This window comes from Halolamina sp. CBA1230, assembly GCF_002025255.2.
In the GTDB taxonomy this organism is placed as follows: Archaea; Halobacteriota; Halobacteria; order Halobacteriales; family Haloferacaceae; genus Halolamina.
In genome coordinates, this window is record NZ_CP054590.1 from 1 (window position 1) to 25,300 (window position 25,300).

Annotated in this window: 20 protein-coding genes and 6 pseudogenes; 18 read left to right on the forward strand and 8 right to left on the reverse strand. The window is 59.8% G+C overall.

The genetic code is table 11. The features are described from left to right. Positions 1 to 238: 238 nt before the first annotated feature. Entirely contained in the window at positions 239 to 382 is a 144-nt protein-coding gene (locus B4589_RS17765) for a hypothetical protein (protein WP_176330580.1), read from the reverse strand. Positions 383 to 420: 38 nt separating this feature from the next. On the opposite strand from B4589_RS17765, the gene B4589_RS17770 reads away from it, so the two are divergent. The 9 genes and pseudogenes from B4589_RS17770 to B4589_RS17805 all read left to right on the forward strand — a co-directional run bounded on the left by B4589_RS17770 (position 421) and on the right by B4589_RS17805 (position 13,568). Continuing rightward, a complete protein-coding gene (locus tag B4589_RS17770) occupies positions 421 to 1,737 on the forward strand; it encodes an RNA-guided endonuclease TnpB family protein (RefSeq protein WP_176330581.1) in 1,317 nt (438 codons plus the stop codon). A gap of 54 nt (positions 1,738 to 1,791) precedes the next feature. Next, a pseudogene (locus B4589_RS18535) lies at positions 1,792 to 1,869 on the forward strand (transposase); the annotation flags it as partial. An 88-nt stretch (positions 1,870 to 1,957) separates the two neighbouring features. Further along, entirely contained in the window at positions 1,958 to 3,364 is a 1,407-nt protein-coding gene (locus B4589_RS17775) for an ATP-binding protein (protein WP_079232103.1), read from the forward strand. 187 nt (positions 3,365 to 3,551) lie between these two features. After that, positions 3,552 to 4,805 carry an RNA-guided endonuclease TnpB family protein gene (locus tag B4589_RS17780; RefSeq protein ID WP_079232104.1) on the forward strand — a complete coding sequence of 418 codons (1,254 nt, stop codon included), beginning with the start codon at positions 3,552 to 3,554 and terminating at the stop codon, positions 4,803 to 4,805. A gap of 21 nt (positions 4,806 to 4,826) precedes the next feature. Beyond that, positions 4,827 to 5,606 (forward strand): annotated as a pseudogene (locus B4589_RS17785) (RNA-guided endonuclease TnpB family protein); the annotation flags it as partial. A 68-nt stretch (positions 5,607 to 5,674) separates the two neighbouring features. Next, the gene (locus B4589_RS18540; protein WP_394353862.1) at positions 5,675 to 5,923 is read left to right on the forward strand and encodes a hypothetical protein; all 249 of its coding nucleotides are present in this window, start codon (positions 5,675 to 5,677) and stop codon (positions 5,921 to 5,923) included. Positions 5,924 to 6,416: 493 nt separating this feature from the next. After that, positions 6,417 to 9,962, forward strand: a complete 3,546-nt coding sequence (locus B4589_RS17795) for a surface glycoprotein (RefSeq protein ID WP_079232107.1) — start codon at positions 6,417 to 6,419, stop codon at positions 9,960 to 9,962. A 17-nt stretch (positions 9,963 to 9,979) separates the two neighbouring features. Further along, positions 9,980 to 12,502: a BGTF surface domain-containing protein gene (locus tag B4589_RS17800; RefSeq protein WP_079232108.1), complete on the forward strand. Its 2,523-nt coding sequence runs from the start codon at positions 9,980 to 9,982 to the stop codon at positions 12,500 to 12,502. A gap of 268 nt (positions 12,503 to 12,770) precedes the next feature. Beyond that, positions 12,771 to 13,568 (forward strand): hypothetical protein, encoded by a 798-nt coding sequence (locus B4589_RS17805; protein ID WP_143414218.1) that lies wholly within the window; start codon positions 12,771 to 12,773, stop codon positions 13,566 to 13,568. A gap of 134 nt (positions 13,569 to 13,702) precedes the next feature. Here the strand turns inward: B4589_RS17805 and B4589_RS17810 are convergent, their stop codons facing one another. Continuing rightward, positions 13,703 to 15,004: an RNA-guided endonuclease TnpB family protein gene (locus B4589_RS17810; RefSeq protein ID WP_079232110.1), complete on the reverse strand. Its 1,302-nt coding sequence runs from the start codon at positions 15,002 to 15,004 to the stop codon at positions 13,703 to 13,705. A 50-nt stretch (positions 15,005 to 15,054) separates the two neighbouring features. On the opposite strand from B4589_RS17810, the gene B4589_RS17815 reads away from it, so the two are divergent. Continuing rightward, a complete protein-coding gene (locus tag B4589_RS17815; protein ID WP_158081107.1) occupies positions 15,055 to 15,198 on the forward strand; it encodes a hypothetical protein in 144 nt (47 codons plus the stop codon). Between the two features lie 66 nt (positions 15,199 to 15,264). Further along, positions 15,265 to 15,402: pseudogene (locus tag B4589_RS18400) on the forward strand (RNA-guided endonuclease TnpB family protein); the annotation flags it as partial. Between the two features lie 27 nt (positions 15,403 to 15,429). Here B4589_RS18400 and B4589_RS17820 read toward each other — a convergent pair. Next, positions 15,430 to 15,714 carry a winged helix-turn-helix transcriptional regulator gene (locus tag B4589_RS17820; protein ID WP_079232112.1) on the reverse strand — a complete coding sequence of 95 codons (285 nt, stop codon included), beginning with the start codon at positions 15,712 to 15,714 and terminating at the stop codon, positions 15,430 to 15,432. Between the two features lie 54 nt (positions 15,715 to 15,768). Beyond that, positions 15,769 to 15,876, reverse strand: a pseudogene (locus tag B4589_RS17825) (IS6 family transposase); the annotation flags it as partial. Positions 15,877 to 16,026: 150 nt separating this feature from the next. Here B4589_RS17825 and B4589_RS17830 point away from each other — a divergent pair. Then, positions 16,027 to 17,312: pseudogene (locus tag B4589_RS17830) on the forward strand (RNA-guided endonuclease InsQ/TnpB family protein). A gap of 3 nt (positions 17,313 to 17,315) precedes the next feature. On the opposite strand, the pseudogene B4589_RS18405 reads toward B4589_RS17830, so the two are convergent. From B4589_RS18405 to B4589_RS17850, 4 genes and pseudogenes are all read right to left on the reverse strand, one after another. Further along, positions 17,316 to 17,477 (reverse strand): annotated as a pseudogene (locus B4589_RS18405) (IS6 family transposase); the annotation flags it as partial. Positions 17,478 to 18,305: 828 nt separating this feature from the next. Next, entirely contained in the window at positions 18,306 to 18,566 is a 261-nt protein-coding gene (locus tag B4589_RS17835; protein ID WP_079232113.1) for a HalOD1 output domain-containing protein, read from the reverse strand. Between the two features lie 296 nt (positions 18,567 to 18,862). Continuing rightward, a complete protein-coding gene (locus B4589_RS17845; RefSeq protein WP_255246191.1) occupies positions 18,863 to 19,144 on the reverse strand; it encodes a hypothetical protein in 282 nt (93 codons plus the stop codon). Between the two features lie 215 nt (positions 19,145 to 19,359). Continuing rightward, on the reverse strand, positions 19,360 to 19,572 hold the full coding sequence (locus B4589_RS17850) for a hypothetical protein (RefSeq protein ID WP_079232114.1): 213 nt from the start codon (positions 19,570 to 19,572) through the stop codon (positions 19,360 to 19,362). Between the two features lie 667 nt (positions 19,573 to 20,239). Between B4589_RS17850 and B4589_RS17855 the strand changes: the two genes are divergently transcribed. The 6 genes from B4589_RS17855 (at position 20,240) to B4589_RS17880 (ending at position 25,246) form a co-directional block, all read left to right on the forward strand. After that, entirely contained in the window at positions 20,240 to 21,211 is a 972-nt protein-coding gene (locus tag B4589_RS17855) for a hypothetical protein (RefSeq protein WP_079232115.1), read from the forward strand. Continuing rightward, positions 21,208 to 21,531: a hypothetical protein gene (locus B4589_RS17860; protein WP_079232116.1), complete on the forward strand. Its 324-nt coding sequence runs from the start codon at positions 21,208 to 21,210 to the stop codon at positions 21,529 to 21,531. The genes B4589_RS17855 and B4589_RS17860 overlap by 4 nt, the downstream gene beginning before the upstream one ends. Next, the gene (locus B4589_RS17865) at positions 21,482 to 22,354 is read left to right on the forward strand and encodes a hypothetical protein (protein WP_255246192.1); all 873 of its coding nucleotides are present in this window, start codon (positions 21,482 to 21,484) and stop codon (positions 22,352 to 22,354) included. Before B4589_RS17860 ends, B4589_RS17865 begins: the two co-directional genes overlap by 50 nt. Positions 22,355 to 22,356: 2 nt before the next feature. Further along, positions 22,357 to 23,376, forward strand: a complete 1,020-nt coding sequence (locus B4589_RS17870) for a hypothetical protein (RefSeq protein WP_255246193.1) — start codon at positions 22,357 to 22,359, stop codon at positions 23,374 to 23,376. Continuing rightward, entirely contained in the window at positions 23,376 to 24,101 is a 726-nt protein-coding gene (locus B4589_RS17875) for a hypothetical protein (protein WP_079232119.1), read from the forward strand. Before B4589_RS17870 ends, B4589_RS17875 begins: the two co-directional genes overlap by 1 nt. 242 nt (positions 24,102 to 24,343) lie before the next feature. Then, positions 24,344 to 25,246 carry an HNH endonuclease gene (locus B4589_RS17880; RefSeq protein WP_255246194.1) on the forward strand — a complete coding sequence of 301 codons (903 nt, stop codon included), beginning with the start codon at positions 24,344 to 24,346 and terminating at the stop codon, positions 25,244 to 25,246. Positions 25,247 to 25,300 lie beyond the last annotated feature (54 nt).

The window sequence follows — 25,300 nt, forward strand, 5'->3', positions numbered from 1 at the left end:
AGAGCAAGGATTTGCGTGCCCAACGTGCGGTGAGAACGTGGTGCTCGAGTAGCCGCCACGGTCGGTAAACTACCCCACCCTACTTCCTCGGCGCTCCGCGCCTCGGTCCTTGAGGGTGGGGCTTTGATGTGGACTCCCGGCAATCAGTCGCCAGCAATAGGCTGGTGACACGTAGCGAGCGGAAGCCCACTCCTTTAGGGGTGGGTGTAAGCGACAGCATGGCTCGGCAATCCACGCGCTATGGCTCGTCTGGATGTTCCACCGCTTCCAACCCCGCTTCGATAATCTCCCGATAGGCCTCTTCGAGACATTTGTTCTCCTGTTCGGCGTAGTCTTTCACGCGTCCGTTCAACGTGTGCGAGATGTCGATGTTCGGTCGCATCGTTTCTGTCCAAAAGACATTTAGACGTAGAACTACAAATGTCTGTTGTCGTGCGGCGAACCAACACGTTCGCGGTGCGTCCGCTCTCCACGCAGGACGAGCAACTGCTCCGCGAGTTGTTGGACGCCTCCGCCAGTCTCTGGAACGAACTTACCTACGAACGTCGCCAGAACTTCTTCGACGGCGAGTCGGTGTGGGACACCACCGACTACCGCAAGCAGTACGTCGGCGTCCTCGGCTCCGCCACCGCCCAACAGGTCATCCGCAAGAACAGCGAAGCGTGGCGGTCGTTCTTCGCTGCCCGAGAGGACGGCGAGGACACCGCCCCGCCGGGTTACTGGGGGAACGAGGATGACGGCAGGGAGTTGCGAACGTACATCCGCAACGACCAGTACACCCTCGAAACTGGCGACCGCAGTCGCCTCGAAATCCCCGTCGGCCAAGACCTGAAAGAGAAATACGGGCTTGGATACCACGAGCGCCTGCGACTCGAAGTCGCTGGCGACCCCAAATGGGAGGGCGAACAGAGTCGGTTGGAACTGCACTACGACGAGGTGGACGACACGTTCAGGGCCATTCAGCCTGTCACCGTCGATGATTTTCGACAGGATTCACCAGTAGCCGAGGAATCGGCTGCCTTGGACGTGGGCGCGAACAACCTCGTCGCCTGCACGACGACGACCGGCCAGCAATACTGCTATGAGGGGCGCGACCTGTTCGTCCGCTTCCGCGAAACCACTGAGGAGATCGCCTGCTTGCAGTCCAAACTCCGCGAAGGACGGTACAGCAGTCGCCGGATTCGACGTCTCTATCGAAAGCGGACACGACGACGCGACCACGCACAGGACGCGCTCGTCCGCGACTTGATGGAACGGTTGTGCGACGAGGGTGTTGCAACGGTGTACGTGGGCGACCTCACCGATGTGCTGTCGGTACATTGGTCGGCAGAGGTGAACGAGAAAACGCACCAGTTCTGGGCGTATCGCTCGTTCATCGACCGTCTCGCCACGACCGCCGAGGAGTACGGCATCACGGTAGAAGTCGAGTCAGAAGCGTACACGACGGCAGAGTGCCCGGTGTGTGGCGAGCGCGACGATACAGCGCGGGACGGCGACGTGTTCCGGTGTTCGTGTGGCTACGAAGGACACGCCGACCTCGACGCTTCGCGGATGTTCCTCGAACGACAGACTGGCACGAATCTGGAAGCCGGGTCGATGGCACGGCCCGTGCGCCTCAAGTGGGACGACCACAGTTGGTCGGAGTCGCCACGCTCTCCCGTGAGGGCAAGTCCCAACGAGGAGCGCACAGACCGGAGTACCGGCGACGGGAAACTTGCCTCCGTGGAGACGGCATAGCCAACATCCCCACCGGAGGAATCCCACGGCTTCAGCCGTGGGAGGATGTCAAGTATGGAAGTGCGGCGAACCGTTCCGGTCAAACTCGACGTGGACAGCGACGACACCGCACTTCTCCGCGAGACAGTCAATATTAGAGCTCAGAATATTATCGTACAGACTATTATAGTTCTACCTCTAACTTCGAAACACGTATGTTCTCCCTACCACGACTGGGAGTATGGACCAGTTCGTCAATCGCCTCGATGAACTCGACCAGTTGCAGGCCCTCTACGAGAGTGACGCTGCAGAACTCGCCATTATCTATGGGCGCCGCCAGATCGGCAAGAGCGAACTCGTCCGCCAATCGATTGCCGACCGTGACGATGCTGTGTACTATCAGGCAGTCCAAGGAACAGCGACGACACAGCTCAGGCGATTCGTCGAAGCAGCAGCGTCGACCTATCCAGACATCACGGCCGTCAAAGAGGAATGGGAACCGCTCTTGACGTATCTCACCGACAGAGACGCCGTCATCGTCATCGACGAATTCCCGTACCTCATCGAATCGAACGAGGGGCTTCCGTCGGTCATTCAACACCTGTGGGATACGGCTGTCGACGAGAGTCAGGCAACGCTCGTACTCACAGGCTCTGCGATCGGTATGATTCATACCCATGTCCTTGATGGCGGTGCGCCACTCTACGGCCGGGTATCTCAGACACCGAATGGCCGTCTCGAACTCGCCCAGCTGCCGTTTCGCTCCATCCAAGAGTTCGTGCCGACGTACGATCCCGAAGAACGGGTGTTCGTCTATGGCGTCTTCGGCGGCACCCCCCGATATCTCAGCCCACTCGATCCATCACAGACTCTTGGAGAGAACATCACGCGGCTGCTGTGCGACCCGGATGGCCCGCTCAACGACGAGCCTGAAACCGTCCTTCAGATGGAACTCAACGAGGTAAACACGTATTTCTCTGTACTGGAATCGATGGCCAGCGGGAACCGCAGTCGAAACGAGATCGCCCAGGGAGCCGGCATCGAGAGCACCAACACGTCGTACTACTTCGACCGGCTGGAAACGCTCCAGATCATCGAGAAACACCATCCAGCACTCGCCGACCCGGCACGCAGCAAGCGGACGCGATACAAGATTCAGGATCCAGTGTTCCGGTTTTACTTCCGGTATCTCTACGGCCGTGGGGGCCAGTACGAACTTTACGGCGAGAACGCCTACGCGGATCTCATCGAACCGGAATTGCCCGACTTCGTCAGCGAAACGTTCGAATCGCTCTGTCACCAGGCGGTGCCGGCGCTTTATGCAGACTACCAGCTCACACAGATGCCACGCCAGTGGTGGTACAAGGGCCGGGAGGTAGATGTCGTCGCCCCAACTGATGAGTCAACGCTCATCGCTGGCGAAGTGAAATTCACCAGCACGCCCCTCGGCTATGACGTGCTTTCGAATCTCGAAGACGACGTGGAGCACATCGACTGGACACCCAATGGAGGTGATGAGCCGACCTATGAATTCGCCCTGTTCAGTCGTTCTGGTTTCAAACGCTCGGTTGAGGAAGCTGCAGACGAGCGTGATGACCTCCGGCTCTTCGATCTCTCCGATATTGTTGCCATTCTCGAGAGTGACTGAACACGGTCATGCCCAGTCGTGGGTTTCCCAGCCCTCGTAGTGTTTCAGGCGCCTTTTTTATAGAAAGTTAGAGGCGAAAACCCACGGCTTTAGCCGTGGGATGAAGCCGACAACTGGGAATCAAACCACGCGACAGTGGCAGGCTGACTCCCCAACATTTAAGAAACAACTACTCTACATATAAGATATGGAGGTGCGGCGTACTGTCCCCGTTGCGCTCGACGTTGACAGTGATGACGCCGCACTCCTCGAAGACACCGTAGACACGTTCCTCTGGTCGGCACAGTACGTTGTTGACCACGCGTTCCAAGGCGAGTATGTCACTACCAGCAAGACGACGCTGGACGAGGAAACCTACGACGACGTGCGCGAGAAAACGGGGGGATTCAACGGTGGACTGGTGCAGGCGGCTCGGAACAAGGCTGCCGAAGCTTGCAAAAGCGTCGTCGCACGCTGGAAGAACGGCAAGAAGGCATCGAAACCCACGTTCACCAGCCCACATATCGTCTACGATCACCGCACCGCCACGTTCCACGACGACTACGTGAGCCTCGCCACCACAGAGGGTCGCATCGAAGCCGACTACGTACTGCCCGCCGAGGATAGTGACACACCGCACTCGGAATACCTATTTTCAGACGAGTACGAAACGACGGGTGCGGAACTCCATTATCGTGACGGCGATTGGGTACTTCACATCCACTGCAAGAAGGACGTGGAGTGTAACACGTCGGAGAAGGCAACGCTTGAGAACGGAACGGTTCTCGGGGTTGACCTCGGCGTGAACAATCTCGCCGTTACCTCAACGGGCACGTTCTGGATGGGCGACGAGTTCGACCATTGGCGCAGAGAATACGAGAAACGCCGTGGGTCGCTCCAACAGTGCGGGACGCGCTGGGCACACCAGAATATCCAATCTGTTGGACGGAAAGAAAAAGGGCGGTTCAAACAGATGCTCCACCGCATCAGCAACGAACTCGTTGCAGAGGCCCGCGAGAACGAGTGTTCGGTAATTGCGTTCGAGAACTTGACCGATATTCGTGAGCAAACTGGGGCGTCGTGGGGACACAAATGGGCGTTCGACCGCCTCTACGACTACGTCGAGTACAAAGCCGAAGAATACGACATTGTGGTCACGCAGGTTGACCCCGAGAACACGAGTCGGCGTTGCTCGCACTGCGGGTTCACACACCCCGACAACCGCGACAACGAGGCCTTCGAGTGCCTGAAGTGTGGATACGAGAACCACGCCGACTACAATGCCGCGAAGAACATCGGGTTACGGTATCTCCGTCGCAACCAAACTGGGGGTGACGGAGGCGCACCCTTGGGCGTGCGCTTGAACAGCGGGACGTTGAACGTGAACGGAGGCTATTCTCCTGCCGAGGAATCGGCCAGAACGGGAGTCCACGCTGAATCCCACGGCTTCAGCCGTGGGTAGCTCAACTCGGGTGAGCGAGAGCATGAACTCCACATCAACATCACGCACGAAACCGCAACCGTGCGTTCGTCAGAACCCGCGACAACGTTCGTCGGCGTCGATGTGAACGAGGATAACGTTGCCCTGGCTGCAGTCACTGAATCAGGCGTGCAAGATTCGATCGTGATCGAGTACCCCGAGATCAAGCAGCGGCGGCACGAGTTCTTCACGATTCGGAAGCGAATGCAGTCAGCCGGGCAAACCGCGTTCGAAACCACGGTCCAGAACCATGAGAAGCGGTTTGTCCACGATCGACTCCACCAAGTGTCACGGGCAGTGGTGGAGTGGGTCGAACAGTTCGATAATCCGGTGTTCGTCTTTGAAGACCTCAAAGACATCCGTGACGACATCGAGTACGGCACACGGATGAATCGACGACTGCACTCGCTGCCCTTCGCACAACTCCAGAACTTCGTGTCGTACAAAGCTGCCTGGAACGGCATCCCATCGATGAGGGTTAATCCGGAATACACGTCCCAAGCGTGTCTGTCGTGTGGGCATACGGAGCGTGGGAACCGGACGAAGAAACGCTTCAAATGCGTCGAGTGTGGGTTCCAGGATCACGCAGACCGGAAAGCAGCAGTGTCAATCAGTGCGAAGGGATTAACGGAATTAGATCGAAATGTGCCTGCTCTCAACAGCCTTCCAGTTGTGAGGGTGCGACGGCAGTGCAACGGGGCGAGTGAACCGCCCGACCACGACCCGCGTTCCGCCGTTCAAGGCCACCATGCCGATGGTGAACGCGGGAGTGTTAGCAGTTAATCCGTGGGAAGAAGCCTCGGGGGCTTGACCCCGAGGCAGTTCACGAGCGGTATCAGGAACTCTGCGATATCTCCCATCACGACGCGCGGACACTTCGGCGCGTCCGGGACTTCCTTGGCGAGATCGAGGGGCTCGGTGTGATCAACTCGATTCAGCGCAACCAGGGGTATCCGGAGGGCAAGTACCGTGCCTACGAACTCGGTCACGATGCGGAAATGATCTTGGCGGCGATGTCGGACCTCCTGAACGAGGTCGGGGTTCACGAGAGCGTCGACGATATCGTTGCGGAATCCGATCGGATCTCTGTGTCGGCGTAGTGCTCTCTCGGGAGAGCACCGGTCATTCTCCGAAGCCAGTTGACCTCATCTTTGAGTCGCCCAAGCTCGTTCCACATGTTTGTGACAACGGCATCACTGAGATATCCGTACATCTTGGGCTGGTGTTGAGGGAGTAGCTGAGCAGCATTTACAACAAGAGTCCACGCTGAATCCCCTGATTGATGTCGTGAATAAACCAATGAAGTTGGGCTGCCCGCTGGTGGAGGGGGCATTTTGTGTTCATTTATGTTCTCGATCGAAGTGTCGACTCGGATGATGCGGGAATCCAAATCGCAAGAGGGAGCCATTATCCCTGCTTGTGAAAGGGTGACACAAACCACGATTCACCACAAGACATTTATAACGAGCGAATCTGGTCATGAATGCCCCTACCCATGGTGACAGCCAGTAACTCCGGGACATCCGGGTCGGTCTGCTGGACCCGGCATTGGAGCGGACGTTGTTACCGTCAGATGTGAAAAACTTGGAAAACATGACAAATACAAATGAAAAAGTTCGCGCGCTGTTCCTAACAGCGTTGATGGTGTTCTCCGTCGTCGGAGGCACCGTCGCGTTCGCAGGAGGAGCCGCGGCGGCTGCCAATAATGCGTCAATCAGCAATTCGCAGCCAGTGCAGCCATCGGACAACACAGATGTACAGTACGACGCTAATGCCAATGTCGACTATACAGTTGGTATTGACGCTGACAATAACGGGACTATCGAGGCCGACGAGGTCCTCGATACAACCACGCAAACGGCTGGCACGGTTACCGTCACGGTAACGCCGGATACGGCAGACGGTATCGACGCCAGTACGAACGGGACCTTCGATGTCGCGATCATCGAAGAAAGTGACTCTGACGAGACCACCGATGCAGCCCCCTACGACGTGTCGGCTGCCGGTGCCACCACGACGCTTCAGGTCGATGGTGTCGCACCGACGATCTCCAACGTCACCCTGGGCAACAGTTCGGGCAACCTTGCCCTGTCGTTCAACTCGTCCGAACAGTTGAGTTCGGCGACGGTGGACGTTTCCAGCCCGAATAGTGGTTCCGCTTGGCAAAGCTACGGAGTCAATGACTTCACTGAGACGGTAACTGACGGAACGTACACGTACGAGCTGTCCGTGTCCCAGGCCTACAACGACGGCGAAGGCCCGTACACGGCCACCGTCTCCAGTGCTGTCGATGAGGCCGGAAACGACGCCGGAGCGAGTACGCTGAACGACACGTACGTCTACAGTCCCCTCGATACGGTGCTGATTGACGGGGAAATCTCTGACAAGAGCCTCCGGGCCATCGCCGAGTCAGAGAACGTGAGTGTCACGATCGTGGCTAACCAAGCCGATTTGGCTAGCCCGATTACTGTCGTCGATTCTGTTCCGGTGAAGAAATTCAACGACCCCGCGTGGGTTGCCAACAATCCCTACGTGGAGTCCGCACGCTTCATCAACAACGGTGAGGACCAGATCGACTCGTACGTGATCGAACTGGACAACTTCGGTGACAACACCGAATACACCATCAATGCTGACCTTGACGGATTCAACGCCTTCGACGGCACGGTCACGCTGAGTGCAGGTGGCACCACGACCCAGCACCTGCGCCTGACGCGGATCGTCGACGCCGACGAACTCACCGTCACTGAACCCGACGACGGAACGTCGGTCGGTCTCCAGGATACGATCGATTCGACTGTCCTCGTTGAGACGGAGGACACCTCGGAGAACGGTCTTGGTACCCTCGCTCCGCTTGAAGGCGAGGAGGTCACGACGTCGGTAGTTAGCACAACTAACCCCAACGCGGCTGGCGTAACCGTTGATGTCAACCCTGCGCCGAACACCACCGTTGGTGACGGGACGACGCAGTTCGACATCTCGCTTAGCCTGGGTCAGTCGATCGAGAACTACGACGAAGACATCACGACACAGATCAAGTTCCAGGCGACGACCAGTTCCGAATCCGACACGCTGAACGTCACCTTCAACGCGAAACCCCCGAGCGGTAACGGTGAGATCATCGGTGACATCAGCAAGGGCGACGAGGCAAGTCTTGTTGATGGCGTGAACGTTCACGCTGTCACGCTCAACCGACTGCAAGAGAATCAGGACACGCTACAAGTCGAGCAGGACGACACCGACTACGTCCGTGTTGGCATGGACACTGACGGTGACGACGCTGCCGAGGAGTGGCTCGATGTCCAGACGGAATACCTGGTCACCTCCAGCGAAGCCAGCGTAACGCAGAACCTCTCGATCTCGGGTAGTGGGTTCAGCGTTGCAGAGACGAAAGATGACGCTAATGCCGACTTCAGCATCAGCGTTCTCGAAGCCGGTGACTACGTGGTGCACGTCTCTGACGATGGAGACTTCAGCAGCCTCGAACACAACGTCACGTTCACCGCTGCGAACAACCTGACCTACGAGGCAACTACTGACCGGTACGATGGTGTGGCTGCAGACCATACGGCCGTATCGGACGACGACGGCCGGTTTGGACTCCATGACCTGTACACCGACGGTGAAGCGGGTCTTGAGTACGTCGTGATGGCCGGTGACGGCAACGGCGGCCTGAGCCTCGTTGACGATCAGGTCACGGTGAAACAGCCTGCTGACTCGACTGACGAACAGTCCGACGTCGGGCTCAACGTTCAGGAAGTCGAGATCACTGCTGACTCGGTGAACGTCACCAACCTCGGGACGGTCCCGAGTGCTGACGACGCGGACGCCAACTACACGGCAGTGCTCGATCTGCCCGAGGAGGACAACTCCGATAGCGTCCGCCAGGAGATCCCGCGCGACAACTCGACCGTCGACGTGATCGACCTCCGGACGTTCCTCTCCGAGGGTGACATCACGGAAGGCGCCAACGTGACGGTGTCCTACACCGTTACCGATGGCAGCTTCGACGGTGAGTTCCTCGACACGGTCGTTGGTGGCGACGTGATCTCGACCAGTGACGGTCAGATCCAGATCGACACCAGTGCTGAAACTGACGGCATGGCTGACGGCGAGGCCGTGCTGTTCCTGCAGACGGACAAGGACGGCTTCGGTAGCGACGCCAACGTGACGATCGACGTCACGATGAACAACGCTGCCGGCGCGGACTCGACGGACAAGGAGTTCGTCGGTGTCCTCGACCAGGCCTACCAGAGCGGTAGCATCACCGGCGTCGTGAGCGACGACGACGACAACCCGGTCGATGCGGAGATCTACGTCAGCGAGATGGTGGATCCGCAGAACAGCATCGAGATCACGTTCACGCCTGACGACGTGGACGATCTGAACAACTTCACCGCGACGGTCTACGACACGACCACTGATCCGAACACGCCGATCGAGCAGGTGAACCTGACTGCCGAGGAGATGCGGAACTTCGAGTTCCAGGGCTTCTCGTCGGACCTCTCCCTCGCAGCGGGCGAGGAATCCTACACGCTACTGGCTGACCGCCAGGCCGATCGGACGACGCTGAGTCCGGTGCCGGCTCTGGAAGCCGACACCATCAGCGAGCGCGTGCGCTTCGCCCTGACTGGCGTCTCCGAGACGGGCGCGACCGGGACGTCGGTCTCGACCGGCGTGCAGGTCAACCGCACCAGCACGGCCAGTATCGTCATCGCTGGTGCCGAACAGCCCTTCTTCCAGGTCAGCGACCTCTCGCCGATGAACGTGACCGTCACGCAGGGTGACGAGATCGACGTCTCGGCGAACATCACCAACGTGGGCGACCTTACCGGCACGCAGACTGTCGAGTTCCGCGTTGCGGGTCAGACCCTCGCGAGTGAGGTCTCGCTGAGCGGCGGCGAGACCACCACCGTCGAATTCACCAACATCAGCACCAGCAGCCTTGACGCTGGTAACTACACGCACGGCGTGTACACTGCTGACGGTGACCAGACGGGGACGCTGACCATTGAGTCGAACAGTAGTGGTGATGTCGGCTACGACGACGTGATGGACATCATCCAGCAGTTCAACAATGGCAATGCGTCCTACGAGGACGTGATGGACGCCATTGCACAGTTCAATAGCGCCAACTAAAGAAACAAACTACAATAATGAATAAGAAATCGCTACGTGCGATCGGCGTGACAGCCCTTATGCTGCTGTCAGTCGTCGCAATCTCCATGCCTGCTGCAGCAGCCCCGCAAGCGGCGCTCACAGCGTCCGATCCGGGGCCTGTACAGCAGGGGGAGACATTCCAGGTGACGTATGAACTTACAAACGACGGTGACGAGGATGCCGGCTCGGCCGGTATGCAATTCCAGACTCCCGATGGCGTTGAAATTGACAGCTTCGATGGGTCTGGAGCCGGTGCCGTTGACCAAGAGTCGTACTTCCTCGTTACCGGTCTCGATGAGGGGGAGACTCACAGCGTGACTGTCACGTTCCAGGTCGCATCTGATGCGGCTACGGGCGATAACACAGTCACTGCGACGGCCGACGTTGGTGACCAGAGCAGCTCCACTGTGGATACCTCCGTGACCATCGAGTCGGCTGACGATGGTGGCGAGACGACGCCGACTCCGGATCCGGAGCCGCCGGAAGATGACGCGCCTGAGGAGACCTCCGACGGTGCGATCGTCTTCTCCGGTGAGAACGTCGTCTTCGACACGGCGGGCGACACTGGCTCGGACCAGTACGTCCTCCGCAGTGGCTCGCCTGATGACTCCAACACGGCCGAGCGAACCCTGAACGTTCAGGACAACGGGCTGATCGTCATCGACACGGGCGGCCTCGACACGGGTAGCTACTACATCACGAACGACGGGACGAACTCCGCTGACCTCTCCTTCGAGGTCATCGTTCAGGACTTCTCCGCGTCGTTCGCAACTGAGGAGATCGGTAACATCGGTGCGGCTGGCGACACGACGGTCGAGTTCGAGTCCGACAACCGCGGTGCCGAGGACTTCGGCGTCTTCGTGACGTCCGAGAACCTTGACGACGACGAGCTCGCCGACATCTTCGGCGTTGAGAACACCGACGTCGACGGTGACGGCGACGCGTCCGACGACGGTGTTCGTGTCGAGAACATCGGTGACGGCACCGAGTACGGTGTCAGCTTCGCTGACATTGATGCTGGGAACTACACCTTCGACTTCGCTGTGACTGACACGACTGCGACGGCGTCGGCCGACATCGAGGTCAGTGACACGAGCGAAGGTGCTGCTTCCTTCGCGCACACGGGCTCGCTGAACGTGCCGCAGGGCGGTGTCGCTGAGATCACGATTGATCTCACCGGCGCTGCATCCAGCGGTACGCTGGTCGTCGGTGACCAGAGCCAGGACGGGTACCAGGCGAACGTCTCCTTCGAAGACAACAACGACGACGGTGAGGTGACGGTCCAGTTCAACACGTACCTCGCGGGCAACGCTACTGCGGACGACAGTGCGATTGTCAGCGCTGCTGGCGAGGACGACTCTGCGGAACTGACGGGCCAGTCGGAGCTGAGCGCGATCGCAGCACAGGGTGACTACACCCTTGCTGTGAGTACCGCCGGCTCTGCCTCCCAGGCGCTTGATGACCCGCAGGAACTGAGCACGCTGTTCCTCGCCGAGCGATCCACTGATGGGATGACGATGTGGACGGCGCCCGGTAACGCCGACCTCGACGCGAACGAGGACGGCGCGGTCACTGCTGACGACGTGTCGGCACTGATCGAGGCCGGTGCTGTCACGCAGGACAGTTCCATCACGATGGGCGACTACGCGATCCACGAGATCTCGGCCACGGGCGTTGAAGGCCTGATTAGTGCCGAGGGTGGGCTCGCAGAAGCAATCGCGGACGGCAGCCTGGATCTCACCGTCGAGCAGACGAACCAGATCCAGAACCGCGATCCGAAGACGCTGAACGTGACGAACTCGCTCAACGCGATCGAGGTCATCGACGGTGACGGTGCGTACTACGTCCTCGTCGATCTCGAAAGCGCTGACTTCGAGCGGAACGGCGAAGAGGTCGATCTCGCAAATGGTGACGAGTTTGAGGCAACCTTCACGGTTGCTGACGACCGTCTCCTGAACTCCGAGAGCGACGACGATCACGAATCCGTAAGCGCAACGTTCGACGTCGAATCTCCGTCGGTGGAATTCGACTCTGAGCCTGTCGAGGTGGCTGCGGCTGCCAACCAGATGATCGCAGGCCAGACGAACCAGGCTCCCGGCACGGAACTGACGATCCGTGTGCGCTCGGTTGACACGCAGCCGGGCTTCTACCACACGGAGACCGTGACGGTTGGTGAAGACGGCAACTTCGCTGCGGAGTTCGACTTCAGTGATCAGTCTGCTGGTGACACGTTCACCGTGAGCGTGCGCAAGGCCGGCAGTGAGCAGCTGAACGTCGAGGGCGAAGTCGTCGAACAGGTCGGCACCGCGACGCCGACGACGACGGCCGAACCGACGCCGACGGCAACGGCTGAGCCGACGTCGACGGGAACGGCTGAGCCGACGTCGACGGCAACGGCTGAGCCGACCGACGAGCCGCCTGAGGAGGACACCACGACGACGACGACGCCCGGCTTCGGCGTTGCTGTCGCCCTGGTGGCCCTGCTCGCGGCTGCCCTGCTGGCCGGTCGTCGAGAGTAACTAACTCTCGCGACCCCCAGTAGCTAACCACCGGCTCACGCCGGTCTTCCCGCCTTCACTTTCTTTCGAACGCTACACCGAGTAGCGACGGCTCTCCATCTAGCGTTGTCTCTGGGTATCGAGTGTCAACTCTACGTAATTCAGGGCTGAGTCTCTGGTCTCAAACAGCGGCTGCAGAGAGCGAGGAGGCTAGGTGTAGCTGACTTCCTGAGCCGATATCTACTTTGGTCCGACTCGTGAGTATACTACCTAGAACTCCCATCAAAAAATGACCTCAATACTAACCCCACGTGAGCTCGCCAATACATATGACCCACAAAAGCATGCAACTGGTGCAGAATTACTGCACGAATATCGAGAGGCGATGGCGTGGGTTGAAGAACACCCCAATACAGGCCCTACAGAAGCGGCAGAACAGCTGGACTTACCCTATGGACGGATATACAATTGGATGAAGGGAAGTAAACCCGACCTAGTGAAGACGTGCGATGCCGCGTCGGAACTGGGTTGGTTTGATGCGTCCATCCAGTCGCCCCTCGGAGGTGCATTCATCAACTTAGTTGCAGCTGTCCTGAGTGGCGGTACAATTGCCGAACGGGATTTTGCCCCGTCGTTTGTCCCTGAACCGGAAATTGAAGACGATGTGATCTCCGCTATCGAGACTCTTGGATTATCCCCGAGACAGATTCAACGGGAAGAGCGGGTCTCTGAAATCCGGCTCGAATCTCAGCATGCCCTCCTTGGGCGTGCGCTTGTCGCCCTTGGTTGCCCTACCGGACCAAAAAACGAAACTGCATCTGTCGAACTCCCGGAGTGTCTCACAGACGCGACTGAGGATCAACGACGCGAGTTCGTCCGTATCTATATCATCAACCGCGGGAGTCTCCATCGTGATGGGCTTGCTATAATGGAACAACGGACGATGAGCTATCGGCGCGAACTTGCGGACTTATTCAGATCCGTAATTGATGGGACAGTAACTGTTACTGAACGGCGGATTTATCTTCCACAGGACACTGTCGCTTCTCTCTATTTCGAGTATCCGATGAACGCCGAAAACACATGAATTAGTCTTGATCCACGCGTTCGATGTACCATGTTGTCCCATCTGAGGCGCCACCCCATTTCTTCACGTGAAGACTAGACTCTTGACATCCTCCCACCCCTGAAGGGGTGGGATTCCTCCGGTGGGGATGGTGGCTATGCCGTCCCCACGGAGGCAAATTTCCCGTCGCCGGTACTCTGGTTTGTGCGCTCCTCGTTGGGACGTGCCCTCTCGGGAGAGTGTGGTAGCTCCGACCAGTTGTGGTCGTCCCACGTGAGGCGCACGGGCCGTGCCATCGACCCGACTTCGGATTCGCCAGCTTGTCGTTCGAGGAACGTCCGCGATGCACCGAGATCGGCGTGGCCCTCGTAGCCACACGAACACCGGAACACGTCGCCGTCCCGCTCTGTCTCGTCACGTTCGCCACACACCGGACACTCCGCTGTCGTGTACGCTTCTGACTCAACTTCGACCGTGATGCCGTACTCTTCGGCGGTCGTGGCGAGACGCTCGATGAACGAGCGAAACGCCCAGAACTGATGCGTTTTCTCGTTCACCTCTGCCGACCAGTGTGCCGACAGCACGTCGGTAAGATCGCCCACATACACGGTGGCAACGCCTTCGTCGTACAGTCGTTCCATCAAGTCGCGGACGAGCGCGTCCTGTGCGTGGTCGCGTCGGCGCGTCCGCTTCCGGTACAGGCGTCGAATCCGTCGACTGCTGTACCGTCCCTCGCGGAGTTTCGACTGCAAGCGGGCGATCTCCTCGGTTGTTTCCCGGAACCGGGCGAACAGGTCACGCCCCTCGTAGAGGTACTGCTGGCCGGTCGTGGTCGTACAGGCAACGAGGTTGTTCGCGCCCACGTCCAAGGCAGCCGATTCCTCGGCTAGTGGTGAATCCCGTCGCGAATCAGGCACGGTGACGGGTTGAATGGCCCTGAACGTGTCGGCCACCTCGTCGTAGTACAGTTCCAACCGACCCTGTTCGCCCTCCCACTTCGGGTCGCCAGTGACTTCGAGGCGCAGGCGCTCGTGGTAGCCAAGTCCGTACTCGTCTTTCAGGTCTTGACCGACCGGGATCTCAAGCCGGCTCCGCTCGCCGGTTTCGAGGGAGTACTGGTCGTTGCGGATGTACGTCCGCAACTCCCTGCCGTCGTCCTCGTTGCCCCAGTAGCCAGGCGGAGCTGTGTCCTCACCGTCCTCTCGGGCGGCGAAGAACGATCGCCACGCTTCCGAGTTCTTGCGGATGGCTTGTTGGGCGGTGGCGGAGCCGAGAACGCCGACGTACTGTTTGCGGTAGTCGGCAGTATCCCACACCGACTCGCCGTCGAAGAAGTTCTGGCGCCGTTCGTAGGTGAGTTCGTTCCACAGGCTGGCGGAGGCGTCCAACAGGTCGCGGAGCAGTCGCTCGTCCTGTCCGGAGAGCGAACGCACCGCGAACGTGTTGGTTCGCCTCATGACAACAGACATTTATAGTCTCATGACTAAATGTCTTTTGGACATAGACGATGCGACCGAATATCGACATCTCGCACACGTTGAACGGGCGCGTGAAAGACTACGCCGAACAGCAGGACGTAAGCCTCGAAGAAGCCTATCGGGAGATTATCGAAGCGGGGTTGGAAGCGGTGGACCATCCAGACGAGCAATAGCGCGTGGACTGCCGGGCTATGCTGGCGCTTCCACCCACCCTGAAGGGTGGGCTTCCGCTCGCTATTTGTCACTCCGAATCAACGCCTGTGGAGACTGCGCTCCCTGCGGGAACCACCCTGGTTCCTGCAAAGCGCGTCGTGGAAGCAGGAAGCCCCTGCCTCAAGGAACGAGCGGCTCCGCCGCGAGTGAGTAGGCAGGGGTAGTTCACTATTGTTGCGAGCCATCTCCCATCAAGTGTTCTCATCAGCCAGTTCAAATACTGTGTTAAACTCAGAATGACCGTAGGCTCCTCTCAATTCAAGAACAGCGTAGCCGCGCTGTGTGATTTCATAAAGACCACTGTTCTCATCAGGCCCCACTTTTGTTATCAAGCCCTGGTTTGCAAGTGCCGGAAGGCGAGTATTGATGTAACTCCGATCTTTTTCAAGTTCTTTCGCAATATTACTTGCTGTATTTCGATTCCCATCAGATAGATGTTCAAGAATGTGGAAATCTGTGGGTCGAACCAAGCGCATACCGGAATGAGTAGTAGAGGAAATATAAGAATACGGGTCAAGATCTGGTAGTGTTCAGATAAGCTGGTTCCATGCGAAGGCGAACGCTTGAAGCCAATTTTCGACGGTCTCTGCTTCGGCGTGGCTGAAACAGTTTGAGAATTGGGTTGTTCGGCGTTTTAGCCTGTATTGGTTCTAAGCCTCCGTCCTCAAGGAGCGGACACCGTGAGCGAGTAGGGCGGAGATACAGAACCACTTGCCGTGTATAGTACGGCATCGGACTGTTTTGCAGGCGTTTAACTTGATGTATCGTGTTGGTCTTGGTATAGTCGCATGAAGTACAGTGCACGATACCGGTTGTTCCCTGACGAGCAGCAACAGGAACAACTAGCGTGGACTGTCGATATCGTGCGGCAACTCTACAACGACCGACTCAAACGATTCACCGAAATCCCTGAAGCTGAGGGAACGCTCCGGCAACGCGTCATCAAAACCCGAGACGAGCTCCCGGACTGAAGAACTGGTGGGACGACCTCACCGACGTGTACTCCACCGTTCTGCAGAACGCCGTGATGCGCATCCGGCAGAACAAGCGAAGTCTCCAAGAACTCCAACGCAACGGGTACAACGCCGGGGAGTTACGGTGGAAAGCGCCACGCGAGTTCCGATCGTTCACGTACAACAAGAAGGGCTTCGAGCTCGACAAGAAGAGCGGCCCCGACGGGTACGGTGAACTTGAACTCAAGAAAGTGGCCGGCAACACCATCCACGTTCCAATCCGCCTCCACCGCGACCTCCCCGACCACGATGCAATCCAGCAACTCACCATCAAACAGGACGCTACCGGCAAGTGGTTCACTACGTTCACCATCAAAACCGAAACACCGCCGAAACCGGATGTCGAGGATATCGATCCCGTGGACTGCGTTGGGATTGATCTCGGCGTTCTGAACTACATCACCGATTCAGACGGCCGCGCAATCTCCCGCCTCGACCTCACGGATGAACGGGATCGCCTCGAACGAGAACAACGATCCCTGTCACGGAAAGAACACGGGTCGAACAACTGGGAGGAGCAACGCGTCCGCGTCGCGGACGTGCACAAGCGCATGTCCAACAAGAAGGACGACTTCAAGCATAAGTTGGCGCACTTCTACACAACGCAGTACGACGCGGTGTTCCTGGAAGATCTCAACGTCAAAGGAATGCTTGAGGGAGTTGGGGATGCGCGGAACAAGCACGAGGTCGGGTGGCGTAGCCTTATCCAGGTGTTTGAGCATCACGGTGAGAAGAACGGCTGTCACGTCGTCACGGTAGACCCAGAGGGGACGACGAAAGAATGCGCGTCGTGTGGAGCAGTGTCGGAGAAACCGTTGTGGGTCCGCAAGCACTCGTGCCCAACGTGCGGGTTCACCGCTGATCGTGACGAGAACGCTGCGTACAACGTTCTTGATCGCGGATTGGAACGGCTAGGAGTGGGTCACTCCGAAGGAACGCCTGTGGAGACTGCGACCGCTACGTCCACCGACGGAGGCTCGCCCTCCGTCAAGGTGGATGCAAGTCGTGTCGTGGAAGCAGGAAGCCGCGCCCTCAAGGAACCCGCTATTGCGGGTGAGTAGGGCGCGGTAGTTCACTTCTCTGAAGATACGTTCGACGCTGTTCCGATTACCGTGTTTCTCGTATCGGTAATCGAAGCCGTGGCGGTGAAGTGCTGCTTGTAGCCACGGTGCAGAATCCACGAGAAAGACTGCGTCATCGACGAGATGTTTCTTGAGTATTGGGGAGTCAGCCTGCCACTGTCGCGTGGTTTGATTCCCAGTTGTCGGCTTCATCCCACGGCTAAAGCCGTGGGTTTTCGCCTTGCTCTGCTGTAATTCCGCTCCTCGATCCACGTCGTGAGCTACGCATCCGCCGTCTCAACTGTCAGATCCTCACGACAACGCCGCGGACGAACAGCCCGATCGACCGGTGAACGCAATATCGTAGTCGGCTGCGAGCGCCCGAGCGGGGCCGTCATCCATCACGAGCGTCCCGGCAACTGTGTGTGCAGCCACAAGCGCTTCGCCTTCACCGGGATCGAAACAGGTCTCACCGCCCGATACTCCTGCTGGAGTTGTTCCAAAGCGCTCTCAGCAATCTCGGCCTCTCCCAACTCAAGAACATCGAGGACGTGCTCCAGATACGAGTGGCCGACCTCACGGTCCTGCGCCCCAGTTCGGTGCGGACAGCGGGAACTGTCTGGACGGCATCGAGCGTCGTTGTCAGCCAGGTCACTGAATCAGTACTCGCGTAGTTGCTGAGGACCGCCGCTTCAACGACAACAGGCCGGGAGAACGACTCGCTCATTCACGGTCGAGCGCCGCGTCCACCTAATCTTCGAGCTCACCCGTGGACTGCGGGCCAAGCTGCAGTTCAATACCAGCCTCCCCAAGGAGTTCTCCCACCTCTCAGCGACCCACACCGGTGCACTCCGCGGCCTTGCCGAGCGAGATCTCGCCGAAGATGTAGAGCCTGATCGTGGTCGCAAGCGGCTCGGAGGGCGGCAATGACAGTCGCGGACATCGAGCGGCCGAGGGCTTTCAGAATCTATCCTGTCCTGGGACCGCAAGTCGTTATGCGCTGCCGGACTGCGACTCGTCCTCAACCATGACATTCACCCCGTCCGGTGATACTTCGAGCAAGATCCCCTCGACAGTAAACTGAACGGCGATATGCTCATCTGTGGAGGCGATCAGCTGTTCAAGCGCATTGGGATCGACGTAATCGTAGAGCTGATAGGAATCGTCCTCAACTCCACATGTCTCCAATGTCTCGATGATCTCCACGATCAGGCCACTTGATCCATCCGATCTGTCCGAGGGAGAGGAGTGCATCTGAGTGCTCAGAGCTAGGGAGGCAGGGCTTAAAAAGTTAAGAGTCGCCTACAGATGCTCGTCACTTCGGTGTCGACGATGTGGAGACGGCTCACGCGTCGTTAGCCGCATCGCCGTCGTCTACGTCCACCTCACCAAATCCTGCGCCAGTCTCTTCCATGTCGTAGTGCTCGTGGACGGCGGGCCGGAGCGCCCGGAGGACCATCTCCGCAGCCAGCGAGAGATGTCGAGGTCCTCCGCCATCAGCTGGTGGGTCACCTCGCCGTATTCACGGGCAACGGCATCGGTGAGCGCCGTTACGAGTCCAATGACCCCGTGACGGTACTATCGGTGTCGATGTCGGCGTCCGTCTCGCGACGGCCGACGGCGTGGATGAGTGCTGCGAGCGTGTCGACGACCTGTCCACAGTCGTCACAGGCGACGTGATCACGCTCGTCGGGGTCAGGCTCCGTCTGGATCGCGTAGTCAACGCAGATCGGGTGGGAGACCCGATCGTCCTGCCCCCAGGTGTGCGCTTTACCAGCCCCGGTACCGGGCGCGGCGTCGCAGAACGCACAGCAAACGAGGGTTTGCTGCATCACTTATCCTCCCCGTCGGCGTCGCGGCCGGCCGTCCAGCCTGGGGGGAAGACAGCCGGCTGCGTCGTCGATCGAACGCAGCGCCGCTCGGTTCGTGAACGAGAACGCGGTCCTCGGGAACCGGAGTGACAACGTCCGCGTCGTGGAGATCGCTGAACAAAAATTGTACTAGATTCTTGGGTGGAGTTTCTGATGACTCGTATTAAAAAGATAACTTACTGACGCTCATCACAAACAACGTCACGCAATTCCTCAAAGAGATCTTTTTGATTATTAGCGAGAATATCGGCATCTTCACCTAGGTTATCAATCTTCGTACGGACTCGACTGATAACACGGTATCGGTAGTTGTCAGAAACGTCAGCCTCACCCTTCAGAATTTCGCGCTCACGTTCAGTGAGGAGTCCACGATGCTCTCCGTCGGCCATACTCAATACATCGACTTGCTGGGGATATAGTACCTCTCACTTAGCCAAATCCCTAGTGACGGTGGATGACCACATGCGGTAATTATAAGTGACCACATGTGGTAATGCCATGTACGGAACCTCGGCTCAAAGGGCACGAGACATCAGAAGACGCCCAGGTGCTTAGGACACCTGAGCCGGGTTCCAATTCAAGCTATACAGAACCCATGAATTACACTAGACGCGCTACTGATGAGAGTGTTGATGCGGAAGCAGCCGTTGACGCGGTTTTATTTTCGGGGTTACCAGTCCGGAATTCGGAGTGTCCGGTGTGCGGCCACGTGTTTGAGGAGAGCGACCCGGTTCGCTTGTACGTGTGCCGTGCAGCCGGGGAGACACGCTTCGAGATTGGTCGGGCCGTGTGCGGAGACGATGGGCATGCGCTGCGGTCGGCGTTCACGCTCGGGACTGTGGAACTGCTCATCGAGGGCCGGGTTGGCCGGTGTAGTGATGCGGCGACGCAATCGTCGTGGCTGGCCCTCGTGGCACCGCGAATTGTTGGGGTGAGCGGGGTTGCTTCGAAAGCGGTCTGTACACCACGGACTGGTAAGACAGACGGTTCGACGACCACGCTTGAGCGTCCAATTGGAGCGATGACCAAGGATGCGGGTGCGGAGGCGGGTCGATAATGCCGGGGTTCGACACTGAGCACTTGCCGATCACGTTTGAGTCTCCCACACCAGTTGATGGGCTCACGGTCCCGGATTTGTACATCGGCTTGGAGGTTGATCTGGTCGCGCCAGGTGATGGGATCGTGACGGACCGACATCACGCGTCAGCGGATCGGTATGAGGGTGATGACCCGTTGAACATGATCGGCGGGCAACTCTCGCCGTTCACGTTGTCGGGATGGCTGCGGCATGGCTGTGAGGAGGTGCTCCAAACGGCTGGCACGACGGCGTGCCATCCGGGCGAGTCGAATGCGAATTTCGCGCGGGAGAACGTGTACGAACGGGACTTAGAGGCAGGGTATCACGAGAAGGCCAGCTGCACAGCGGAACACGATGCGGGCTGTGTGCTGTACGAGTTGTTCGGCGGGTTCGGTAGTGACGCAGGGAAGCTTGTGCGGCACCCGCTGTCGTTTTCGCCGGTGCGGTCGAACGTGGATGTCCTTGATGGTGAGGCGGAAGCGCATTACCGTCAGCTTTCGACGCAGGTGCGCTCCCGGAACGAGGCGGATGGCGGGCGGACACTCCGCTATGCTGAGCGCGACGTGCTTGGGAACGTAGAGGGGACGTGGCTGCTCACGTTCCGGGAACTCAAACCGGAGTTTGTGGGGCTTGTCTTGGAGGCCGTGTCGGTCTTGGATTCGCACAGTTCGGAGTACGCGTTCCAACTCGGTGGAGGACGGAACTTCGGCGCGGGGATCGCGGACGTTTCCGTGATCAACCCGTTGTACTCTGACGCGGAGATCCGGCGGGTGTTTAAGCGGTCGCACGGCCCGAGTCAGGCGATGGAGCGGAAAGATGAGGTGTGGGCAGGGACGCATCGCCCGCGGTACGTGGAGGCGCTGCAAGCCCGGATCGCGGCGCGTGATGATGGCGTGCCGATGCCGAGCGGGGATGCGGGCACGGATACGAATGGAGGTGAGTCGGCATGACGGGGTGGCGTGATGATGCTGCTGCTGACGCGCACCGTGACGATGGGGGCGACGATGACGACGAGGCGGTGGATGAGTTGTTGGAGCCGTCGACGTCGGTGGAGACGGCGCAGGAGCAGGAGGCTGTTGAGTCAGGAGCTGACGAGGTGGCGACGGATGCGGAGCGGGACGTCGAGTCGGAACTCGATGCGTTGGTGGAGCCGACCGTTGACCTGCGGACGGCCCAAGAGCAGGAGGCTGCCCGGTCGACCAGCACTGCGGGCGATGCCGATGTCGACGGTGACGCTGATGCTGCTGAGGGCGGTGATGGTGATGCGTGACGGCCCGGCGGATGCGGGACGTCCTGTGACAAACGAGGATCCAGACGCGGTGTCGATGACGGTGGCGTACCGGCATGACGTACACAAACTCCGCGGGCGGACGCATGCGGGCGCGGCGAGTGAGTTCCGTGGGATCCCGGTCAATCAGGACGTGCCGTTGTACGCGGATGCTGACGCGGCACTGCTCAGCCGCCCGCGCGGGGAGCCGGAGCAGACGGTGCCGGCCCATGACTCGCCGCGGCGCCTTCCACTGCTGGATGGGGAGGTCACTGCGCTTGAAGCCGTGGTTGGGGATATCGGGGACGCGATCTTCGATCTGGTCAGGATTGATGATCCGGCAGCGTTGCACCGGGCGTGGCTTGATGCGTCGGTGCCAGCGTTATTTTCGGAGTCGCGGTATTACCCGTTCACGTCGGCGAAGTACCACACGCTTCTCGTGGCGGCGTTGCTGGATAATTATCGAGCGGTTTCGCCGTTCGGGGACGTGTACTTGAGCGTCTCGACGCATGCCGGGGAGGCGGACCCACGGATCGTTCCGCATCGGACGGTCTTGACGACGGCGTCGTTTGCGCTGCACGTGACGGCTGATCCGGTAGGGCCGGCGGCGCGGATCGGGTCGCGGCCGACGCAGTGTTTCGGTGACGTGTGGGCGCGACTTCCGGCGGTCCCGTTCGACGTGGATGCCCGGCGGTGCTGGCGGGTGCTGGATGGGCAGTTGCGGCGGCTTCGCTCGTGGTCGACGGCGCTGCAGTACATCGAGGCGTTTTGCAACACCGTGGGACACGACGACGCGGCAGCGACCTCAACGAGGTGGTGGGCGTGACGGTGACTGAAACTGAGACTGTGCCTGGCGTTGAGGCCGAGGCCGAGAGTGAGACGGAGGCTGCGCCTGCGTCTGGGCGGCGGATTCAACAGCTGCTGTTCGCGTTGGAGCGGCCGTACATGGGGAACCCGTACTACGTGTCAGGAAATGCGCTGCATGCGGCGGTTGCCCGCCGGGTTGGGGAGGCGACGCGGCGTGCGCTGCACGTGAGTCACGGCGTGTTCGTGCCCGGAGAGTACGGGTCGCCGACTGAGGGGGAGATCTCGCTGCGTGGCGGGCAGAAACTCGGGGGGATGCTGCCTGACGTGGAGGCGTACGAGGATCTGTTCGTGCATCGGGATCCGGCGCAGCGCTGGCTGACAGAATCACGCCCCCGGGAGGCGGCGAACACGCATCCACTGCAGCGGTACGGGCATGATGGCCGCGTGGCGTTCGCGTCGGAGATGCAGGTTGGGCGACCGGCGGAGAAGCGGGCTGCTTCTCGGCGGGTGCCGTGGTACGTGCAGTGTTACGTGCACGCGGACGATCCGGCTGTCCTCCCCGTGGCGACGGACGCGTTAACCGGGATTCGCGTGGGGGGCGCGCGGAATTTCGGGTTCGGGGAGTTGTCCGTGGTCGATACGCAGGTCGTGGACGTGGACGCGTTGGCGTACGGGGCGCTTGAGGCAGCTGATGCGCATGAGTTGGAACTGGTGAGTCCGTTCGTCCTCGAGACTGAGTTCCCGGGGGCGGCCGACCAGTCGGTGCCGTGGTGGTGGGCGCCTGGGAAGCGGGCGGCGACGGGTGAGTTGCGGCGGCGGACGGAGCGTCTCGTTGCCGGTGAGGACGTATTCGATCTGGAGACGGTTGATCACGGGCAAGTGGTCCCGTACGCCGGGGCGGACCCGGTTGCGACGGCGAAGAACGGGGTGTTGCGGGTGGGGACGCATTCGCGGTTCGGGTTTGGGGAGCTCCGCGTCCGGCCGGCGCGCGGGAGTCGCGTGCCGGCGTGGCGGGAGCGCCGAGCGGGAGGTGGTGGGTAATGGTGCTGGAGCAAGTTGCGTTCGATATTGAGACGACCGGGTTCGCCGTGGATGATGCGGTGACAGTAGTCGGGTTTGCGGTGCCGGCGGGGCTGCGGGTGTTCGTGCAGACGAGTGACCGGTCGGCGAGTGATATCGAATCAGCAGTGGCGGCGGTAACGCCGGCTGAGACGCTGGTGAACGTGTCGACGCACATGTCGGAGCAGGACTTGCTCACGGCGGTGGCGGCGTTCGTCGCGGACCGCCTCGCTGGAGATGATGTGTTGCTCGTCGCGTACAACGGAGAGCGATGGAACGGCGGGTTCGACGTGCCGTTTCTCCGCACCAGGTATGCCCAACAGGGCCAAGAGTGGCCGTTCGTGGACGTGCCGTACGCGGACCTGATGCCGATTGTGGCGGACCGGTTCAACACGACCGTCAGGAGCGGTGGCGGCGACGGTGACGATGGTGGCGACGGCGGCGACGGCGACGCGGCGGCGACGCGTGAACGGAATGACTTAGGGCACGCGTATGCGGTGCTGTGCGACGGTGCGTACGAGAATGTGGATCCGTTCGAGTCGAGTGCAGCGGCAGTGACGGCGTTTGAGGATGGCCGGTTTGCGGAGCTCGCACAGCATAACGTGGCGGATGTGCTGCGGACGCAAGCGATTGGCCGTGTCACGGAACAGTACTGTGCGAAATCGGAGTTTAACGTGAAATCGTTGACGCCGACGCGGAACCCGTGATGAGGCGATTGGGAGCGTCGCGTAGATGCTGAAGCGGAACGCAGGAAGCAGACCGACCTAGCATGGCGTCACCGCAGGACGCATCCGGCGATTGCGGTGGGACGAGACGCGGAGTGAAGCGAGACGGCACGTGATGCGGGCGGCTGGTGATGGGGAATCGAGCGGGAACCGAGCAACGAAGCCAATTCAGACTAATGCCAACACGATCACGACAGACAGGCGATGCGGATGGTGAACAGCGAGTGACCGATGCGGGCGACGAGCAGGAGGCGCACACGCAGTGTCACGAGTCGGTGCCGCCGGCGGTCCGTGAGGCGGTGCTTGAGACGTACGGGTCGAAGTGCCAGGCGTGCGGGTGGACTGATCCACGGGAGGATGTGGAGGTTGCGACGCTGCATGTCCACCATATTGAGCGTGAGCCGGACGGGATGGGTGAGCATGATGAGGCGAACTTGACGGTGTTCTGCCGGCGCTGTCACGAGTGGCTGCATCACCAAGTGGACCCGGCGGATGCGCCGGTGCAACTCACGGAAGCTGATCAGGCAGTGTTACTCGCGCAGGACGTGGAGATCTTGGAGGTGCTGGCGGAGTGTGGGCCGTTACGGACGAGTGCGGTTGCGGCGAAGCTGACGGTTGAGTTGACGGTCACAGCTGTCCGAGAACGATTATGGGTGTTAATGGGGTTGGATAATCGGATCGAGGCGCGGGAGAGGCAACTGGTCGATAAGGATGTTGAGACGAAGGAGTGGGGCCTTGCCGAGCAGATCGAGACGTCGTCGCGCGGGCATATCCCGGCGGACCGCCAGCTCTTGTTGCAGCGGATGGAAGACGAGCTAGTGCGACGGGCGTTGGAGCGTGGCTGTGACCGTGCTGCAGTGGTTGACGTGCTCGGGGTGTCGGAACGGTCGACTTTCTATAAGTCGAAGCGGGCACGGGCGTATGATTTCCCGTTGGGTGCGTTCAGTCGCGGTGGGCGGCCGGCAACGGGGACCGCGGCGGACCCAAGCGAGGGTCGTGAGGCGCGTGATGGGGCTGGTGACAGTGCCGGTGGGAAGGCAGCGGCAGGCGACACGGAGCAGCGAGGCAAGACCGGGCAGGGTGACGTGCCGAGTGAGCGTGAACCAAGTGAGACGTGGGGGGCGTGATGCGGGATGCTATACGACGACTTCACCCCCAACGTGGCTCACCCACTGTGTCAC

Coding starts and splice junctions, on each gene's coding strand:
- B4589_RS17765 (WP_176330580.1), bottom strand. CDS start 382: ATGCGACCGAACATCGACATCTCGCACACGTTGAACGGACGCGTGAAA.
- B4589_RS17770 (WP_176330581.1), top strand. CDS start 421: ATGTCTGTTGTCGTGCGGCGAACCAACACGTTCGCGGTGCGTCCGCTC.
- B4589_RS17775 (WP_079232103.1), top strand. CDS start 1,958: ATGGACCAGTTCGTCAATCGCCTCGATGAACTCGACCAGTTGCAGGCC.
- B4589_RS17780 (WP_079232104.1), top strand. CDS start 3,552: ATGGAGGTGCGGCGTACTGTCCCCGTTGCGCTCGACGTTGACAGTGAT.
- B4589_RS17795 (WP_079232107.1), top strand. CDS start 6,417: ATGACAAATACAAATGAAAAAGTTCGCGCGCTGTTCCTAACAGCGTTG.
- B4589_RS17800 (WP_079232108.1), top strand. CDS start 9,980: ATGAATAAGAAATCGCTACGTGCGATCGGCGTGACAGCCCTTATGCTG.
- B4589_RS17805 (WP_143414218.1), top strand. CDS start 12,771: ATGACCTCAATACTAACCCCACGTGAGCTCGCCAATACATATGACCCA.
- B4589_RS17810 (WP_079232110.1), bottom strand. CDS start 15,004: ATGAGGCGAACCAACACGTTCGCGGTGCGTTCGCTCTCCGGACAGGAC.
- B4589_RS17815 (WP_158081107.1), top strand. CDS start 15,055: ATGCGACCGAATATCGACATCTCGCACACGTTGAACGGGCGCGTGAAA.
- B4589_RS17820 (WP_079232112.1), bottom strand. CDS start 15,714: ATGCGCTTGGTTCGACCCACAGATTTCCACATTCTTGAACATCTATCT.
- B4589_RS17835 (WP_079232113.1), bottom strand. CDS start 18,566: ATGCACTCCTCTCCCTCGGACAGATCGGATGGATCAAGTGGCCTGATC.
- B4589_RS17845 (WP_255246191.1), bottom strand. CDS start 19,144: ATGCAGCAAACCCTCGTTTGCTGTGCGTTCTGCGACGCCGCGCCCGGT.
- B4589_RS17850 (WP_079232114.1), bottom strand. CDS start 19,572: ATGGCCGACGGAGAGCATCGTGGACTCCTCACTGAACGTGAGCGCGAA.
- B4589_RS17855 (WP_079232115.1), top strand. CDS start 20,240: ATGCCGGGGTTCGACACTGAGCACTTGCCGATCACGTTTGAGTCTCCC.
- B4589_RS17860 (WP_079232116.1), top strand. CDS start 21,208: ATGACGGGGTGGCGTGATGATGCTGCTGCTGACGCGCACCGTGACGAT.
- B4589_RS17865 (WP_255246192.1), top strand. CDS start 21,482: ATGTCGACGGTGACGCTGATGCTGCTGAGGGCGGTGATGGTGATGCGT.
- B4589_RS17875 (WP_079232119.1), top strand. CDS start 23,376: ATGGTGCTGGAGCAAGTTGCGTTCGATATTGAGACGACCGGGTTCGCC.